The 17492-nt window shown below is 66.2% G+C and carries 15 protein-coding genes; 7 read left to right on the top strand and 8 right to left on the bottom strand.

Annotated elements, in window-relative coordinates; genetic code table 11:
* Nucleotides 1–12 precede the first annotated feature (12 nt).
* A complete protein-coding gene (locus tag ACZYYX_RS14425; RefSeq protein WP_463815200.1) occupies nt 13–1431 on the top strand; it encodes a sugar porter family MFS transporter in 1419 nt (472 codons plus the stop codon).
* Nucleotides 1432–1450: 19 nt separating this feature from the next.
* Nucleotides 1451–2086: a VOC family protein gene (locus ACZYYX_RS14420; RefSeq protein ID WP_463815199.1), complete on the top strand. Its 636-nt coding sequence runs from the start codon at nt 1451–1453 to the stop codon at nt 2084–2086.
* Here ACZYYX_RS14420 and ACZYYX_RS14415 read toward each other — a convergent pair whose 3' ends face one another.
* Entirely contained in the window at nt 2087–3247 is a 1161-nt protein-coding gene (locus tag ACZYYX_RS14415) for an aromatic ring-hydroxylating oxygenase subunit alpha (protein WP_463815198.1), read from the bottom strand.
* A 69-nt stretch (nt 3248–3316) separates the two neighbouring features.
* On the opposite strand from ACZYYX_RS14415, the gene ACZYYX_RS14410 reads away from it, so the two are divergent.
* A complete protein-coding gene (locus ACZYYX_RS14410; protein ID WP_463815197.1) occupies nt 3317–3931 on the top strand; it encodes a TetR/AcrR family transcriptional regulator in 615 nt (204 codons plus the stop codon).
* A gap of 50 nt (nt 3932–3981) precedes the next feature.
* On the top strand, nt 3982–4455 hold the full coding sequence (gene rnhA, locus ACZYYX_RS14405; RefSeq protein ID WP_463815196.1) for a ribonuclease HI: 474 nt from the start codon (nt 3982–3984) through the stop codon (nt 4453–4455).
* A 10-nt stretch (nt 4456–4465) separates the two neighbouring features.
* Here the strand turns inward: rnhA and ACZYYX_RS14400 are convergent, their stop codons facing one another.
* Nucleotides 4466–5908: an HNH endonuclease signature motif containing protein gene (locus ACZYYX_RS14400; protein WP_463815195.1), complete on the bottom strand. Its 1443-nt coding sequence runs from the start codon at nt 5906–5908 to the stop codon at nt 4466–4468.
* A gap of 81 nt (nt 5909–5989) precedes the next feature.
* Between ACZYYX_RS14400 and ACZYYX_RS14395 the strand changes: the two genes are divergently transcribed.
* On the top strand, nt 5990–7159 hold the full coding sequence (locus ACZYYX_RS14395; RefSeq protein ID WP_463815194.1) for an alpha/beta hydrolase family protein: 1170 nt from the start codon (nt 5990–5992) through the stop codon (nt 7157–7159).
* 12 nt (nt 7160–7171) lie between these two features.
* Here ACZYYX_RS14395 and ACZYYX_RS14390 read toward each other — a convergent pair whose 3' ends face one another.
* The 6 genes from ACZYYX_RS14390 to ACZYYX_RS14365 form a co-directional block, all read right to left on the bottom strand.
* Entirely contained in the window at nt 7172–9454 is a 2283-nt protein-coding gene (locus ACZYYX_RS14390; RefSeq protein ID WP_463815192.1) for an ATP-dependent DNA ligase, read from the bottom strand.
* 66 nt (nt 9455–9520) lie between these two features.
* Nucleotides 9521–10603 carry an ABC transporter ATP-binding protein gene (locus ACZYYX_RS14385; protein ID WP_463815191.1) on the bottom strand — a complete coding sequence of 361 codons (1083 nt, stop codon included), beginning with the start codon at nt 10601–10603 and terminating at the stop codon, nt 9521–9523.
* 29 nt (nt 10604–10632) lie between these two features.
* A complete protein-coding gene (locus tag ACZYYX_RS14380; protein WP_463815190.1) occupies nt 10633–11517 on the bottom strand; it encodes a carbohydrate ABC transporter permease in 885 nt (294 codons plus the stop codon).
* Nucleotides 11518–11519: 2 nt separating this feature from the next.
* A complete protein-coding gene (locus ACZYYX_RS14375) occupies nt 11520–12503 on the bottom strand; it encodes a carbohydrate ABC transporter permease (RefSeq protein ID WP_463815189.1) in 984 nt (327 codons plus the stop codon).
* Complete coding sequence (locus ACZYYX_RS14370; RefSeq protein ID WP_463815188.1) at nt 12500–13861, bottom strand: ABC transporter substrate-binding protein; 1362 nt, start codon at nt 13859–13861, stop codon at nt 12500–12502. The genes ACZYYX_RS14375 and ACZYYX_RS14370 overlap by 4 nt, the downstream gene beginning before the upstream one ends.
* Nucleotides 13862–13887: 26 nt before the next feature.
* The gene (locus tag ACZYYX_RS14365; protein WP_463815803.1) at nt 13888–14823 is read right to left on the bottom strand and encodes a sugar-binding transcriptional regulator; all 936 of its coding nucleotides are present in this window, start codon (nt 14821–14823) and stop codon (nt 13888–13890) included.
* A 292-nt stretch (nt 14824–15115) separates the two neighbouring features.
* Between ACZYYX_RS14365 and ACZYYX_RS14360 the strand changes: the two genes are divergently transcribed.
* Together ACZYYX_RS14360 and ACZYYX_RS14355 are read left to right on the top strand one after the other, a co-directional pair.
* Nucleotides 15116–16531: a mannitol dehydrogenase family protein gene (locus ACZYYX_RS14360; RefSeq protein ID WP_463815187.1), complete on the top strand. Its 1416-nt coding sequence runs from the start codon at nt 15116–15118 to the stop codon at nt 16529–16531.
* Nucleotides 16528–17484 (top strand): carbohydrate kinase family protein, encoded by a 957-nt coding sequence (locus tag ACZYYX_RS14355; protein ID WP_463815186.1) that lies wholly within the window; start codon nt 16528–16530, stop codon nt 17482–17484. The genes ACZYYX_RS14360 and ACZYYX_RS14355 overlap by 4 nt, the downstream gene beginning before the upstream one ends.
* Nucleotides 17485–17492: the final 8 nt, after the last annotated feature.

The raw sequence follows: 17492 nt of genomic DNA, 5'->3' as shown, positions 1-17492 counted from the left end.
AGGAGTCCTCGGATGAAGTCCCACGACACCGCCGCGTCCGATCACGACAGGGCCACCGCTTCGGGCCAGCTGACCGGCGCCGCGATCATCGTCGCACTCGTGTCGGCGGTGTCGGGCATGCTCTACGGCTACGACACCGGCATCATCTCTGGGGCGCTGCTTCAGATCACCAAGGACTTCGGTATCGAGGAGTCGTGGAAGCAGGTGATCGCGGCGAGCATCCTGCTTGGCGCCGTGATCGGCGCCCTGACCTGTAGCTATCTCTCGGAGAAGCGGGGTCGCAAGGGCACGCTACTGATGCTTGCGGCGGTGTTCGTGGTCGGCGCACTCTGGTGCGCAGTCGCACCGAATCCGTTCGTGCTCTCGCTCGGTCGCCTTGTCCTCGGGTTCGCCGTCGGTGGCGCGACGCAGACCGCACCGATGTACGTCGCCGAGCTGGCGCCACCGAAATACCGTGGCCGGCTGGTGCTCTGCTTCCAGATAGCGATCGGTGTCGGCATCGTGATCGCGACGATCGTCGGCGCCACCGAACACATTCCGTGGCGATGGTCGATCGGCGCGGCCGCGGTCCCTGCCGCGATCATGCTCCTGCTGTTGCTCCGACTGCCCGAGAGCCCGCGATGGCTGGTGAAGAACGATCGCGGCGACGATGCCCGCGACGTCCTCGAACGCGTTCGCCCGTCGGGTTACGACGTCGACGGTGAGCTCGAGGAGATGGAAGAGCTGACGCGCAAGGAGCAGACCGCGAAGACCCGCGGGTGGCCGGGGCTCCGCGAGGCATGGGTGCGTCCCGCTCTCGTCCTCGGTTGCGGCATTGCGATTTTCACGCAGCTCAGCGGTATCGAGATGATCATCTACTACTCGCCGACCATCCTGACCGACAACGGCTTCTCCGAGTCTGTGGCTCTCGAGGTGTCGGTTGCTCTCGGGGTCAGCTATCTGGTGGCTCAGCTGGTCGGTCTGTCGATCATCGACAAGGTGGGCCGGCGCAGGCTCACCCTGATCATGATCCCCGGCGCCGCGGCGAGCCTGTTCGTGCTCGGCACGCTGTTCGTGACCGGTAACAGCGATCGGGACTCGATACCCTTCATCATCGCGTGCCTGGTGGTGTTCATGCTGTTCAACGCCGGCGGTCTTCAGCTGATGGGGTGGCTGACCGGCTCGGAAACGTATCCGCTGGCGGTCCGGCCGGCAGGCACGGCTGTGCAATCCGCGGCGCTGTGGGGGACGAATCTGCTCATCACGCTGACCCTGCTGACGCTCATCAGCGGCATCGGCGTCGGTCCGGCGATGTGGCTCTACGGATTGTTCAACGTGGCGGCATGGCTCTTCGTGTACTTCCGGATGCCCGACCTGACCGGCCGCAGCCTCGAGGAGATCGAGAGCAAGTTGAGCGACGGAAAGTTCCGTCCCGCCGACTTCGCCCGTTGATCTGACACACTCGGCGCTCATGACGCTGCGCATCGCCACGCTGGAGGTGGCCGATCCGCCATCGGCCTGGGCCGAGGCCGGATTCACCGTGCGTGCCGATGGAATGTGCGCGGTCGGCGACGTGGGTATCCAATTGGTCGGCCGCGACAACGGATTCGGCATCGTCGGGTGGTCACTGGATGGCCTTCCACCCGGTGTGGGTGAGGACGTGGACGGGATCGCTACGACGAGATCCGGTGCTGCTGCGACCCCGCCGGCGGTTCACCGCAACGGCGTCACCGTCATCGACCATGTCGTGCTGATGTCGCCGGATCTCGACCGGACGGTCAGGGCGCTCGGCGGCCTGGGCGTGCAGCCGCGTCGCCAACGCGATGCTCATCTCGGCGAGCGGCCGATCCGGCAGATCTTTTATCGGTTCGGCGAGACGATCGTCGAAGTGGTCGGCTCACCCGGTGTCTCGGGCCAGGGCCCGTCGACGCTGTGGGGCATCACCTATGTGGTCGACGACATCGAGGAGTCGGCCCGGTTCTTCGGTGACCGAACCTCGCCGATCAAGGCGGCCGTGCAGCCCGGTCGGCGGATCACCACGCTGCGCCACCACGAGGTGGGCATGACAGTGCGCACGGCGTTGATGTCAGCGCCGCGGCGGTCGTGATCAGGACAGGGCGATACCGAGCTCGTCGGCGAAGACCTTGATCATGTGCTGAACGGCAATCTCGTTGCGGCCGATGATCATATGATCGTGCTGGCCGCGGCGCACCCCCTCGCCGCACTGCGGCAGCATCGCGAAATCCTCGTCGCGCACCGCGGCGTGCACGCTGTCGTAGATGGTGTCGTAGGTCGCGCGCATCTCATCGTTCTGCGCGGGAATGCGCGCCATCCAGCTGTGCCGGACGGTGCAGCGGGTCGGCTCGCCGTCGGGCAGGATGTCGATGATCTCCACTCCGACTGGGCTGTTGGCGAGAATGAGGTTCGGGTAGATCCAGTAGATGACGCCCATGTTCGTCGACGGGTCGCGCGGCCCCGTGGCGTCGGTGTCAAGGTTGGTGATCCACGTGAACGGGAAACCGATGCGGTGGTGTCGGCCGTACTCGTCGTAGATTGCGGTGTTGGCCAACGTGTTCTGTCCGATCACACTCTGACCGTGGACGAACGGGAAGTGGTAGCCCTCGGCGAAGGCCTCGAGCGCACCTTTCCATGAGACGCCGGACGTGAATTCGCGTTCTGTGTGATAGCCGTAGGACGCGAAGTTCCACCGCTCGAGTTCGGGCCCCATGGTTCCGAGATGAGCGTCCAGGTCCATCGTCGCGTCGGCCGACAGTACCGCCCAGATGAAGCCGTAGCGCTCCTCTGACGGCAGTTCGACGAGACCGTAGTCCTTCAGGTTCATCGAATCGAACCCTGCTCTGCCGGGGACCATGAAGAGCTCGCCGGTGTTCTTGTAGGTCCATGCGTGATAGGGACAGACGAATCGTGACGCATTGCCGGATCCGCAGGCCGGCATGGCGCCCCGGTGCCGGCAGTAGTTCAGCAGCACGCGGCTGACTCCATGTCGGTCGCGGGTGATCAGCAGGGAATCTCCGAGCACCGAGCGGACGACGTAGTCGTTGGCGTTCTGCACCTGCGCTGACGGCGCGATCGCGAGCGGGACCCGACGCAGGATCTGCGACTCCTCGACGTCGGTGGTCTTCGGATCGCGGTAGTAGTGCAGCGGCACCCGCAACTCGCGGTCGGCCATGTCGGTGGTGCCGGCGAGCGCGTGCGCGAGCGCCCGCTCGGTCAGCACCTCGTCGTCGCAGTGGGCAGGAGCATCCATTCCCTGACCATACATCTCTAGTGGAATGTATTGTCAATGGTCGATACCGGGTCGTGCGACGATCGCGTGATGCGTAGACACGGATGGTCGGGAGACATCCCCCGTGACGACGACGAGGCCGTCGCGCGCATTCTCGAGGCGGCCCGTCAGACCATCGACGGCGGCCGGCCCGCGACCATCTCGACGATCGCGCAGTCGCTCGGGGTGACGCGTCAGACGGTCTACCGCTACTTCCCCACCCAGGAGGCCTTGCTCGCCGCTACTGCGCTGTCGTCGATCGACGGATTCCTCGATCGCCTGGCCGCACGACTAGGCAGCATCAGCGATCCGACGCAGGCGGTGGTCGAGAGCATCGCCTACACCCTCGAGCAGCTGTCGCAGGATCGCTACCTGCGCCTGGTCGTCGAACCGGGAAAGGCGTCCGCGTTCACCGCGGGGGTGACGTCCGAGCTGGCCATCGGATTCGGCCGATCGATTCTGGAGCGCTTCGATATCGACTGGGCTGCAGCAGGTTTCGGCGGCGACTCGTTGGGTGGTCTCGTCGAGTTCATGCTCAGGACGGTGCAGTCGTTCATCGTCGATCCCGGCGGGCCGGCTCGCCAGGGCGACGCCCTGCGCGAGTACCTGGCCGAGTGGATCGCGCCGGCCATCCGAGCGCGCGCCGCGACGACGACACGCCGGTGACGCGGCGAGTCACCCCGCACACCGGTGGCCCGATTGCCTATTCTCGGCGGATGCCAGACGACGCCCGAGACGATGTCGTGGTGATCCACACCGACGGCGGCTGCCGCCCCAACCCCGGGCCGGGCGGCTGGGGCGCGGTGCTGCGGCAGCGCCAGCACGTGCGCGAGATGTTCGGTGGCGAGTCGGGCGTGACGAGCAACAACCGGATGGAGCTGACGGCGCCGATCATGGCGCTGGAGGCTTTGACCCGTCCGGTCTCGGTGCACCTCTACACCGACAGCACCTACGTGCGTAACGGCATCACCAAGTGGGTGCTCGGCTGGGAGCGCAACGGTTGGCTGACCGCCGCGAAGCAACCGGTGAAGAACGTCGACCTGTGGCAGCGCCTCCAAAAGGCCTGCGCGCGGCACGAAGTCGAGTGGTTCTGGGTCAAGGGCCACTCCGGCGTCGACGACAACGAACTGGCGGATGTGCTCGCGACCCGCGGCATGACCGAGGCCATCGCCGCAGGGATCGCGATCTAGCGATCGGCCGTCAGGCCACCTGGTTGTCGGGTGGTGCGGGTCCGCCGGGTTCTGCGGGGTCGGCCGACGCTTGGGTGGGCTCGTCGTCCTCGGGTGGGCGGAGGAGGCGTTCGGGGGTGTGGTGGGTGTTGACCCGGGTTTGGCCGGTGTCCAGGTTCGGTGGTGGGGTCCATTCCACCTCGTGGCGGGTGTTCATCGACGTGGTCCAGCTGGCGGGTGCGACGGAGCGGTTGTCGGGTGGGCAGGCCAGGCCGAGGTCGTCGATGTTGGTCAGCCCACCCGCAGCCCAATCTTGTGTGACGTGGTGGACCTGACATCCGTACGCCCCGACTCGGCAGCCCGGTTTGGTGCAGCCACCCTCACGCGCGATCAACATGACCCGCTGCGCCACCGACGCCACCCGCCGCGTCCGGAACAAATCCAACGCGGAGCCGGTGGCCCGGTCGAACACCGCCAAATAGTGGCTCGCGTGCGCGCCCATCCGAATGACGTCTTTGATGGGCAGCCGGGTGGCGCCACCGGTCACCCCGATCCCGGCGCGGGATTCCAGATCCTGCAGCGTGGTGCGCACGATCACCGCCACCGGTAACCCGTTGAGCTGACCCAACTCCCCGCTCATCAACGCGATCCGCCCCACCGCCAGCAGCGCATCATGCTGGCGCTGGGCCAGGCTGCGGTGATCCGCGTCGATCTGCGCCTGCGTGGGCGTCCCAGAGATACAGGGCTCGTCATCGTCGGGGTTGCACATGCCGGGGGCGGCGTATTTGGCGAAGATCGCCTCCCACACCGCGGCGGCTTCGGGGGTTAGATCGGCCCGCCACTGCGTCATGCCGTCACGGCGCTGCGGGCCCGTGTTCAACCCCCGCTTGCGGACGCGTTCCGCATCGTCGGGTTCGGGGCCGTCCTGATCGAGCAGGAACAGGGTCAGATCGGCGGCGTCGCGGGTTTCTTTCGGGCCGGCACCGACCGCGGTGCGGACCAGCTCGACCTCGAACTGCTCGCGGGTCGCGGTATCGCAGAAGCCGGGGAGTTTGTCGACGGCCTTGCGGATCTCGGTGACATGCTCGCCGGTGATCAGCCCCTGTTCCTGCGCGATGGCGGTCGCCTCCAACACCGGCGGCAACGGCTCTCCGGTCAGCGACACCCGCGGCCCGAGCAGCGCAGCCTCGGTCAACCGGCGATGCGCCTCACCGCCGCTGATCCGCCACCGGATCGCCAGCACGTCTTTCCAATTTTTGGCGCCCATCTGCTGCGGGGTGGTCTCGATCTGCAGCCGGGCCAACGCTCGGTGCTGGGCCGCCGGGAGCCGGCAGCCGGCGGATTCCACCGCGTCGAGCAGCTCCGTGAGCTCCGCAGCCGTCGAGAGGTCCAGATTGCAGGCCAGCACGCCGTCGACTGCGGCCCGCAAGACCGCCACCGCCTCCCGCACCCCCGACATACTTCGAACATACATTCGACCACCGACAAATCCCGGGCGCCCGTGACACCTCCTGATGGAATGTGGTTGGCTGCCCCGATGCGTTGGAGACACCGAATGATGTTGGCCGTACTGCTCATTGCGGCATTTGTGGCCACTCCGGCGTCACCCGCTCATGCCGACGCGCCGGCGTGGTCGGGCCTGGACGCTCGGTTCTTCGCCGGCCCCATCCCGCCGGCCGGAACGACCATCACCTCCGTCCCTCTGGACCCTGCGCTGTCACTCACCGGCGCCGGTCCCGCCTTTCGCGTCCTGTACTCCACCACCGATCAACACGATCGGCCCGCTGTCAGCACGGGAGCGGTGTTCCTGCCCCCGGGGCCCGCACCCGAGGGCGGATTCCCGGTCATCGCCTGGGCCCACGGCACCGTCGGACTCGGCGACGACTGCACACCCTCGGCCCGACCCCGGACCCCACGTGACGACGAGTACCTGTCGCACTGGCTAGACCAGGGTTACGCAGTCGTCGCCAGCGATTACGCCGGCCTGGGCACACCGGGGTTGATGAGCTACCTCAACAGTGTCGCCACCGCCCATGCGGTCGTGGACTCCGTGATCGCCGCCCACGACATGGGCCTGCCGCTATCTCCCGAGTGGGCGATCGTCGGGCAGTCGCAGGGCGGCGGCGCCGCAGTCAGCAGCGCACGCTGGGCCACCGAGTTCAGCCGCGGCACCGGATTGGACTACCGCGGCGCCGTCGCCACCGGCGCTCCCGCCAACATCGACAAGCTGGTGGCCCAGGCGGGGCCGAACCTCGAGCTCCCCGAGTTGGGGCCCATCGCCAACGCCTACACCGCGTACATCCTGGCGTCGCTGCGCGAGGCGCGGCCCGAACTGGGTGTCGGCAGTGTGCTGAGTCCCGCCGGCATCGACGCGGCCTCCCGCGCCGAAACCCTGTGCACCGCCGAGTTGTCGGATCAGCTGGCACACCTGACGCCGGCGTCGTTCTTCTCCGCACCACTGAACTCGATCCCCGGCATGACCGAGGCGCTGTACGACTTCATGGGGACGCCGTCCACCGGGTTCGACCGTCCCCTGTTTCTCGGTGTGGGGCTACTCGATCGGGACGTCCCGCCGTCGTCGACGTTGTCGTTCTACGACCAACTGGTCGCCAACAATCAGGACGTCACCCTGCGGGTCTACCCCGAAGAGGACCACAGCGGAACGGTCCTCGCATCGATGGCCGATTCGACGCCGTTCCTCCGAGAGGCGTTCGCACACAGCTGATTCCGGGAGTCTTCACTCCCATCGCACGTCCCCCGGCTCCTTGTCGGGACGCAGCCCGCGCCAACTCGGTTGGCGAAGCCGGTTGTCCCCAGTGCGCTCGCTGTACCGGACCTCACCCACCAGTTCCGGACGCACGAACGTCACGCCCTTGGCGTCCTGCGTGGGAAGCGTTGTCACGAAGGGCGATTCCGAGGTGTGCAGTGGCTCCAGCGTCGCCCGCAGCATCGCGAGTTCCTTCTCCGTGAACCCGGTGCCGACCCGCCCGACGAACTGCAAACCGTCCTCGTCGGGGATGCCGAGCATCAACGCGCCGAGACCGCTGGTGCGCCCGCCCGTTCCGGCGCGCCAGCCGCCGATCACCACCTCTTGCGTGCGCCAGAGCTTGTGTTTGATCCACGCCGAGGACCGCCGGCCCGGCTGGTAGGTGGCATCTCGCTTCTTGGCCACCACCCCTTCCCAGTTCTTGTCGCGCGCGAGCGCCAACGCATCGCGACCGTCACCGTCGAGTTGCGCCGGCACGATCAGCCCGCCCTGCTCGGCCAGCGCCTCGAGGATGCGCCGACGGTCCGAATACTTCGCCCGCAACAGCGAACGACCGTCGAGGTAGAGAATGTCGAAGGCCCAGAACTCGACCCGCGTGGACCTTTTCCGGTTCTGCATCTCGCGGAAGCTGGGCACACCGGACTCGTCGAGCGCCACCGCTTCGCCGTCGAGAATCGCATGATGCTCGGCGAGATCGGCAGCCAGCGCGCGAAACTGCGGATAATCGGCGGTGACCTCGCGGCCGCGACGCGAACGCACACTGAGCGCACCGTGGTCTGCGTCGACGAGCACCCGGTAGCCGTCCCACTTACCCTCGAAAGCCCACTGCGCCTTCGTGTATCGCTCGATGGAGCCCTCAGTGGCCAGCATCGGCGCCAGATCCGCGAACGTCGGCTCCTGCTGCTCCTTCATGCGGTGCGCTAGCCAGTTCTTGCCATCGGTCTGGATCAGCGCGTAGCGGCCTCGGATCTTCTCGCCGTGCAGAGTCACGATCACCTCACCGCCTTTCGCGGGCCCGTCCGGCGAGTGGTCGGTGAACTTCTCGGTGTCGTAGGTTCCGGTGTCCCACACGTACACCTCACCGCCCCCGTACTCACCTTTCGGGATCTCCCCGGCGAACGTCAGGTACTCCATCGGGTGGTCCTCGGTGTGCACCGCGAGGTGATTGACCGAGGGAGTGTCCGGCAGGTTCTTGGGCACAGCCCAGCTCACCAGGACGCCGTCGCGCTCGAGGCGGAAGTCGTAGTGCAGCCGTCGCGCGTGGTGCTCCTGGATGACGAACTTGTCGTTGTTGCCGACCTGCGGCGCCTGCGCCGGTACAGGTTCGGGGGTCTTGGCGCTGTCGCGCATACCGCGGTAGGTGGTCAGCCGATCGGGCACCGCCAGCGGCTCGTCCAGATCGCTGAGCAGATCTCCGTCCCGCTCCCAGCGTTCCAGGACCTCGGCGAACGTCAGATGCCGCAGGTCGGGATCCTCGATTTCGTCCCAGGTGCGTGGTGCGGCCACCGTCGGATGTTCGCGTCCGCGAAGCGAATACGGTGCGATGGTGGTTTTGTTGCCGTTGTTCTGACTCCAGTCCAGAAAGACCTTGCCGTCGCGCAGGCTCTTGGTCATCGTCGCCGTGACCTTCTTCGGCATCACCTGCTCGAGCTGCACAGCGACCCTCTTGGCCAGCACCGACGCCCCGCGTGAACTGATCGGGTCGTCCAGCGGGACGTACAGGTGCAGCCCTTTGCTGCCGCTGGTCAACGGGAACGTCTGCAGGCCGATGTCGGAGATCAGGTCCCTCACCTCGTGCGCGACCTCGCAGAGCTGAGGCATGCTCACTCCGTCACCGGGGTCGAGATCGAACACGATCCGGGTCGCCTGCCCCATCTCGGGTGCGCCGCTGCGTTCACCCGCTTCGAAGCGCCATTGCGGCACATGGACTTCCAGCGCCGCCTGCTGCGCGATCCACGCCAGACCCTCCGTGGTGTCGATGATCGGGTAGGTCGTGGTGCCCGACTTGTGCACGATGGTCCCGCGGTCCAGCCAGTCCGGCGCCGAGGAGGCCAGCTGCTTTTCGAAGAACGCCGGCTCGTCCACGCCGTTGGGCCAACGCTTCCGGGTGACCGCGCGGCCCGCGATGTGCGGCAGCATCGCCGCGGCGATCGAGACGTAGTACTCGAAGACCTCGGCTTTGGTCGTGCCCGTGGCCGGATACAGCACCTTGTCGGGGTTGCTCAACCGCACCCGCTGGTAGCCGTCCACCACTCGACGGTATTACCCCCCGCGAGTCGGTTCAACGCGCGCTGAAGTCCCGGGTGAACGCGGCGCGATTCAGTTCAGCCGCTCGCCCGTGGTCGGGTTGAACAGGTGCACTGCGCCCTCGGGGTTCTTCCGCAGGCGCACCGTGTCCGCGAGTCTCGGCGCAGTGCGCGGATTGCACCGGGCGACGAGTTCGACGCCGGAGCCCGCGTGGGTGTAGACGAAGGCCTCGCTGCCGAGATCTTCGACCAGGTCGACGACGACCTCGACGCCAGCGCCGTCGCTCGAGATCTCGAGCTGCTCGGGACGAATTCCGAACGTGACCTCCGACAGACCGGCCTCGCTGACCTTTGCGACGTCGGCGCGCTCCAACTCCAGCACGGAATCGCCGATCTTGACGCCGTTGTCGGTGACGGGAAGGTCGATGAGGTTCATGGCGGGCGAACCGATGAAGCCGGCGACGAAGGCGTTGGCCGGCCGGTCGTAAAGCTCGTTCGGAGAGGCGAATTGCTGCAGCTTCCCGAGGCGCAGCACGGCCACCCGGTCACCCATCGTCATGGCCTCCACCTGATCGTGCGTGACGTAAACGGTGGTGGTACCCAGCCGTCGTTGCAGCGCGGCGATCTGAGTGCGCGTCTGCACGCGCAGCTTCGCATCCAGGTTCGACAGCGGCTCGTCCATACAGAACACCTGCGGCTCGCGCACGATGGCGCGGCCCATCGCAACGCGTTGGCGCTGACCGCCGGAGAGCTTCGCGGGTTTGCGATCCAGGAACTCGGTGAGGTCGAGGATCTTCGCCGCCTTTTCGACCTTCTCGCGCCGTTCGGCGGCGGGCACGCCTCGCAGCTTCAGCGCGAAGCCCATGTTCTCCGCGACGGTCTTGTTCGGATACAGCGCGTAGTTCTGAAACACCATCGCGATGTCGCGGTCCTTTGACGGCACACCGGTCATGTCCTTGCCGCCGATCTCGATGGCGCCCTCGTCGATGTCCTCGAGGCCGGCGAGCATTCGCAGCGCGGTGCTCTTTCCCGAACCCGACGGCCCGACCAGGACGACGAACTCACCGTCGTGGATATCGAGGTTCAGCGAATCCACCGCGAGCCTGTCCGAGCCCTCGTAGATGCAGGTCGCATTCCGGTATGTGATTGCAGCCATGACTATTCCGTTCTATCTCGACAGTGGGGTTACTTGATTGCGCCGAACGAAAGGCCGCGCACCAGCTTGTTCTGGGCAAACCACCCGCACAGGATCACGGGGAGTGCCGCCATGGTCGCGGCCGCCGACAGCACGGCCCAGTACTGACCCTCGCCGGTGATGAAGCCGACGAGGTACACGGGCATGGTCTGGGCATTCACCGCAGTGAGGTTCACTGCGAGGAAGAATTCGTTCCAAGCGAAGATGACGCAGATCAACGCCGTTGCAGCGATGCCCGGGGAGACCAGGGGCAGGATCACCTCCCGCACCGAGCGCCAGAGACTTGCTCCGTCGAGGCTCGCCGCCTCCAGCAGTTCGCCCGGCACCTCGAGGAAGAATGACCGCATCATCCAGACCGCGATGGGCAGGTTCATCGACGTGTAGAGCACGATCAGTGCCCAGATGTTGTCCAGCAGTCCGAGGTTGGACACGATCACATACAGCGGAAGGATGGCCGCGACCACGGGAAGCATCTTCGTGCTCATGAAGAAGAACAGCGCGTCGGATGTCTTGCGGACCGGCCGCAGCGAGAGTGCGAATGCCGCGGGCACCCCGAGCAGAAGCACCAGGATGGTCGACACGGCCGTTGCGAAGACCGAATTCAGCATCGCCGGACCGATTCCCTGGTTGAAGACGGCCGAGTACTGATCGAGCGTCGGCTCGAAGAACAGTTTGGGCGGATTGGTCGCCGCGTCGCTCTCGGCCTTGAAAGAGGTCAGCACCATCCAGAACACCGGGAAGAAGAAGCCGATACCGGCCAGCCATGCGACGACACCCCACGGACTGAACTTCCTGGACTTCTTCTTGCGTACCGGTGCTGCACCGTCGGCGGCCGTTGTTCGTTCGCTGCTATCGACGACGTCGTGGGTAGTCATGACTAGGCTGCCTCTTCCTTGCCGGAGAACGATGTGAAGATCAATCGCAGCGCGAAGCTGGCGATGATCATGGTGAAGATGACGACCACCACCCCCATCGCCGCCGCCTGACCCATGTCGAAGCCGAGGAACGCACGCTGATAGATGTAGAAAGGCAGGTTCGCGCTCGCGACGCCGGGACCGCCTTGGGTCATCATGAAGATCGCGTCGAACGTGTTGACGAGGTAGATCGCTCCGAGCACCACCCCCAACTCGATGAAGCGGCGGAGATGCGGCAGCGTCAACTCCCGAAAGAGTTGGACCGCCGTTGCGCCGTCCACCCGTCCCGCCTCGAGTTGGTCACGGGGCATCGACGTCAGGCCGGCCAGGATCAGCAGCATCATGAACGGCGTCCACTGCCAGATCAGTTCGACCATCACCATCGCCAACGGGAATTGGCCGATCCAGTCCACCGGCCCGATCCCCACCAGGGACAGCGCCCAGTTGAGGATGCCGTTGTTCGGATCGAGGATCGTGGTCTTCCAGATGAGCGCTCCGGCAACGGGAGTGATCAGGAACGGCGTGATCAGCAGCGTACGCACCACCCCGCGGCCGAGGAATGCCCGATCCAGCAGCAGCGCGATGAGAAGGCCGAGGAATGCGGAGATGAGCACCACCCCGACGATCAGGATGACGGTGTTGCCTGCCACCGACCAGAATTGGCTGTCCTGTACGACGGCGACGTAATTGTTGATCCCGACGAACTGTCGCGAGCCGGGACGCACCAGGTTCCACGACAGCGTCGAATAGTAGAGCGTGAACAGGAACGGCACCTGGGTCACCGCGATCATGAAGATCAGGGCCGGTAGCAGCGGGCCACGCCGGCGCCACCCCTCCGCGCGGCTCACGCCGACGTCCTGCGACTCCCTGATCTTGCGAACCCGTTCAGCGACGGCTCTGTCGTCGGCCTCGGCCGTGAGGCCGGTGGGTGGCGAAGTTGTGGTCATCGCTTCTCCTGGTAGCTCTTGCCGACGACTTCGGCATACAACTGCGATTGCTCCAGCGCGGCGTCGACGGACTGCTGCCCGGCGATCGCTGCACTGATCTGCTGGCTGACCCGCGTTCCCAAATCTTGGAACTCGGGTATCCCGACGAACTGCACGCCTGTGTAGGGCACCGGTTGGACTGTGGGCTTGTCCGGGGTCGCACCGGAAATCGACCGCAGCGTCAGGGGTCCGTACGACTTCGAAATCGCCTCGTACTCCGGCAGTTCGGTGTAGGTGGAGGTTCGGCTGCCGGGTGGTACCCGAGCCCAACCCAACTTCTCGCCGACCAGCTTCATGTAATCCCTGCTTGTCATCCACGAAATGAATTTCCACGCGCCGTCAGGGTTCTTGGCGCCTTTGGGGATGCCGAGCGCCCACGTGTAGAGCCACCCCGAATCGGGCTTCTCGACGATCGGCGCAGGCAGGTAGCCGATCTTGCCGACGAGGTCCGGATACGTCGCCGGATCCTCGAGGACCGACACTGCCGACGTCGCGTCGTACCACATCGCCGTCTGGCCCTGCCCGAACAAGTTGGCGCACTCCTGGAAACCCGTCGAGGACGCCCCGAGTTCGCCGGACTCCTTGATCGTGTCGACGTAGAAGTTGACGGCCTTCTTGACCTCCGGGCTGTTGAGCTGCGCGTTCCAGTCTTCGTCGAACCACCGGCCGCCAAAGGTGTTGATGACCGTGTCGAGCGGAGCGAGCACCTCACCCCAACCGGGCTTGCCGCGCAGGCAGATTCCCGCGTCGGAGACCTGTTTGTCCTTGATCGTCTTGGCCCACTGGGCCACTTCGGGCCAGGTTGGTTGGAAGTTCGGATCCTGACTGACCTCGATCCCGGCCTTGGAGAACATGTCCTTGCGATACATCAGGAACGACGATTCGCCGTAGAACGGCACCGAGTACATGTTGCCCTCGTAGGACAGAGATTGCCGCAGCGACGGGATGAAGTCTTGTTCGTCGTAACCGGGCGTGTTCTTGGCGTAGTCCGAGAGATTGAGCAACCAACCATCTTTGGCCCACTGCGGCGTCTCGAAATTGCTGATCATCGCGACGTCGAATTGGCTGCCGCCCATGGCGGTCGACATGGTGATCTTGGCGCGGGCCTGATTCTCCGACAGCGAGATGAACTTCAGCTTGACGCCCGGGTTCTCCTTCTCGAACTCCGGCGACAGTTTCTGCGCGTCTGTCATCTGCGAGTTGGACACCAGAGCGATCGTCACCTCGTTCGACGAGGCTCCGAGACTGCCCGCACCGGCACAGCCGGCAGTGAGCACAAGGCCCGACGCGGACACCGCCACCCCGAGTCGCTTCACCATTCCTGGTCTCACTGTTCCGTGCCTCCTCACTGAGCCAACAACCAACGAGCACAATCGATATCGCACACCAACATCCGGGCGAACCTCCCTCGCAGCGCTCCGAGCGTGGCCACGTGCTTGGCGGCTCCGCTGGAGATCAGAATCGTCTTCGCGCAGTCGCGGATGTCGTCCAATGAGACGGAGACCGCCCGCAGCTGCAGTTCGGTGGCGACGGGTACGCCCTGCGCATCGAAGAAGCGACCGCCGATCTCTCCCACGGCGCCGAGGGATACGAGTTCGTCGAGCATCGTCAGGTCGAGATAGCTGCCTTCGAACAGCGTGGTCGACGTCGACGCCGCGCCGGTACCGAACAGCATCATGTCGGCGCGTCTTCCTGCCTCGAGCGTCCTGGAGATCACCGAGTCGCTGCGCATCGAGACGACCGTCGACGGGTCGGCGTACAGAGGGGCAGGAAGGCGAATACTGTTTGCTCGCAGGACGTCTGCGCAACGGTCGAGGATGAACTCGACTCCAGTCTGGTACACCGAGGTGGACATGGCGCCGTCCAGTTGGACGACGGCGCGGCAGCTGGCGGCGCCCGGCGCCAACGCCGCCACCACGGCCACCTGCTCGGGCCCCCAGGTGAAGCCGAGCACATCGTCGGGGGCGATGCGCCGGATGAGCAGCGCGGCGGCCGCGCGGCCAACGCTGGCGAACGCCGCGGGCCGGCCCGGCGCGCCGACGTCGACGCCGTGTCCGGCCACCACCGCCTCGGTCAGGCCGAAACGCTGCTCGAGTTCGCGCTCCTCGTCGGCGTGCAGGTCGTCGCGGAGGGTGGGCGGGACCACGACCTCGATTCGTACGAAGCCGTTGGCCTTGGCCCGCGCCACCAGACGACCCGCGGTCGGACGGGACACCCCGAGCCGTGCCGCGATCTCGGCCTGCGTCAACCCGTCGAGGTAGTAGAGGGTGGCCGCCCGCAGGGCGAGGCGGAGGTCCTCGGCGGAGGCGCGCTCGCGTGGCGGAACGACGTGCTCGCCAAGGGCGCGAGCGAAGTCACCGTTAGGCACCGTTGCGACCACGAACCCCACCTCGCTCAATACGCTGGCCCGTGAGCAAATGCTCACGGGTGCGTGTAGATGCTCATCACGTTAACATGACAAGTGTGACGTACACAACACTTCAAGACTGCGGCTATCCGCCCGCTCCGCACCGTCCGACAGCCCTCGGCATCGGGGCCACCAGGGGTAGCGTCACAACGATGGAGGCGCGGACATGAACCTCGACAACGGAACTCTGCGGGAGCTGAGCATTCCCACCCCGAGCTATGACCGAGCCCAAACCGGAGTCGGCATCGTGCATTTCGGGGTCGGCGGATTCCACCGGGCACATCAGGCCGCGTACCTGGACCGGCTCCTCAACGCGGGGCTGGACGGCGGATGGGGTATCTGCGGCGTCGGCGTGCTGCCCGCCGACCGCAAGATGGCCGACGTGATGGCCGCGCAGGACGGCCTGTACACCCTGCTGCTGGAGCATCCCGACGGCACTCGCGAGGCCCGGGTCATCGGCTCGATCGTCGAGTACCGCTACGCGCCAGACGACCCGGACAGTGTGATCGAGCTGCTGGCCGCGCCGAGCACCCGCATCATTTCGCTGACGATCACCGAGGGTGGTTACCAGCTCGACGATCTGCCCGAGATCAACGTGTTCGGCCTCGTGACCGATGCCCTCGCCCGTCGGCGCGACCGGGGAATCGCCTCCCCGACGATTGTCTCGTGCGACAACATCGAAGGCAACGGTGATGTCGCCCGGGACGCCTTCACCACCTACGCCGACTCCACTCACCCCGGGCTCGCGGACTGGATGGCCGAGCACACCCGCTTCCCCAACTCGATGGTCGATCGCATCACACCTGTTACCACGCCCGCGGTGATCGACACGGTGTCAACCGAATTCGGCGTCGACGACCAGTGGCCGGTGATCGCCGAGCCGTTCACGGCATGGGTGCTCGAGGATGCCTTCTCCGACGGCCGGCCTCCGTGGGAGGATGCCGATGTCCTTCTGGTCGACGACGTCACTCCCTACGAGTTGATGAAGCTGCGTCTGCTCAACGCCGGCCACCAGACTCTCTGCTACTTCGCCTATCTGGCCGGCTACCGGCTGGTCCACGACGCCGCAGGCGATCCGCTGTTCGCCGAATTGCTGCGGCGGTACTTCGCCGAGGCCACGCCGACGTTGGCGCCGGTTCCCGGCATCGACCTCGAGGACTATCAGCGCACCCTGATCGAACGGTTCGCCAATCCCGGGGTGCGCGACACCATCGCCCGGCTCTGCGCGTACTCCTCGGACCGCATTCCGCAGTGGCTGGTGCCGGTGATCCAGGCGAATCTGAAAGCCGATCGGAGCGTGCAGATTTCAGCCGCTGTCGTCGCCAGCTGGGCGCGCTACGCCGAGGGCGTCGACGAGCAGGGCGAACCGATCGATGTCGAGGACAACCGGGTCCAGACCCTGAGGCCGCTGGCGGAGGCCCAACGCGACAACCCAGTAGCGTTCATCGAGAACACGGCGCTCTTCGGTGACCTCGCGCAGCAACCCCGGTTCGTCGAGGCCTACCGCGAGTCGCTCGCATCACTGCACGAAGACGGCGCGCGCGCCACCTTGGAGGCGCTGCTCTCCGGTGGTGCGCGTTGAGCGGTCCAAGGGCATTGGTGATCGGTGAGGCTCTGATCGACATCGTCATCCGCGACACGGATGTGACCGGTGAACACGTCGGCGGGAGCCCGCTCAACGTCGCCGTCGGATTGGGCCGGCTCGGTCGCGGTGTCGACTTCCTCACCCACATCGGTCGCGACGATCACGGCCGTCGCATCACCGAGCACCTGCACGCCTCCGGGGTCGAGCTGGTCACCGGCAGCAGCACAGCCGAACGCACGCCGACCGCTCGCGCGATGCTCGACGAACACGGCGGCGCCACCTACGAATTCGACATCGAATGGCAGCTGAGCGGCACCCCCGAGGTTCCCCCGCCGCTGGTGGCCCACACGGGTTCGATCGCCGCGGTGCTCGAACCGGGATGCCGGGCCGTGGCTGCACTGCTCGACACCTACCACCCGTCGGCCACCATCACCTTCGACCCGAATGTCCGGCCGTCACTCATCGACGACGACGATGCCGCGCGCAACCGCATCGACCGTCTGCTCGAGCGCAGCGACATCGTCAAAGTCAGTGACGAGGATCTGGCGTGGTACGACCCGGACCGTTCCCCTGAGGAGATCGCGCGCATCTGGCTCGGCCTCGGGCCGGCGGTCGTCGTCGTGACGTTCGGCGAGCGCGGCTCGTCCGGCCTCGTCGCAGGCGGCAGCGTCCGTATTCCGGCACCGGCGGTCGACGTGGTGGACACCGTCGGCGCCGGGGACTCCTTCATGGCCGGACTCATCGATGCGCTGTGGGACCTCGGCGTGTTGGGGGCGAAGCGGCGACAGGACCTGCGCGGCATCTCCGAATCCGCGCTCACCCACGCCCTGGAGACGGCCGCTCTGTCGTCGGCGCTGACCGTCGCGCGACCCGGTGCCGACCTGCCCGATCGGGCGACCCGTGACGCGGCCGCGGCGAGGTCCGGCCCGCAGCCGGGTCGACCCGGCTAACCTGGGGT

Source organism: Mycobacterium sp. IDUB_1, from assembly GCF_055419625.1.
This window is presented reverse-complemented; position numbering and strand designations above follow the sequence as displayed.

Coding starts and splice junctions, on each gene's coding strand:
- rnhA (WP_463815196.1), top strand. CDS start 3,982: ATGCCAGACGACGCCCGAGACGATGTCGTGGTGATCCACACCGACGGC.
- ACZYYX_RS14370 (WP_463815188.1), bottom strand. CDS start 13,861: ATGGTGAAGCGACTCGGGGTGGCGGTGTCCGCGTCGGGCCTTGTGCTC.
- ACZYYX_RS14415 (WP_463815198.1), bottom strand. CDS start 3,247: ATGGATGCTCCTGCCCACTGCGACGACGAGGTGCTGACCGAGCGGGCG.
- ACZYYX_RS14410 (WP_463815197.1), top strand. CDS start 3,317: ATGCGTAGACACGGATGGTCGGGAGACATCCCCCGTGACGACGACGAG.
- ACZYYX_RS14420 (WP_463815199.1), top strand. CDS start 1,451: ATGACGCTGCGCATCGCCACGCTGGAGGTGGCCGATCCGCCATCGGCC.
- ACZYYX_RS14395 (WP_463815194.1), top strand. CDS start 5,990: ATGATGTTGGCCGTACTGCTCATTGCGGCATTTGTGGCCACTCCGGCG.
- ACZYYX_RS14380 (WP_463815190.1), bottom strand. CDS start 11,517: ATGACTACCCACGACGTCGTCGATAGCAGCGAACGAACAACGGCCGCC.
- ACZYYX_RS14425 (WP_463815200.1), top strand. CDS start 13: ATGAAGTCCCACGACACCGCCGCGTCCGATCACGACAGGGCCACCGCT.
- ACZYYX_RS14385 (WP_463815191.1), bottom strand. CDS start 10,603: ATGGCTGCAATCACATACCGGAATGCGACCTGCATCTACGAGGGCTCG.
- ACZYYX_RS14375 (WP_463815189.1), bottom strand. CDS start 12,503: ATGACCACAACTTCGCCACCCACCGGCCTCACGGCCGAGGCCGACGAC.
- ACZYYX_RS14360 (WP_463815187.1), top strand. CDS start 15,116: ATGAACCTCGACAACGGAACTCTGCGGGAGCTGAGCATTCCCACCCCG.
- ACZYYX_RS14400 (WP_463815195.1), bottom strand. CDS start 5,908: ATGTATGTTCGAAGTATGTCGGGGGTGCGGGAGGCGGTGGCGGTCTTG.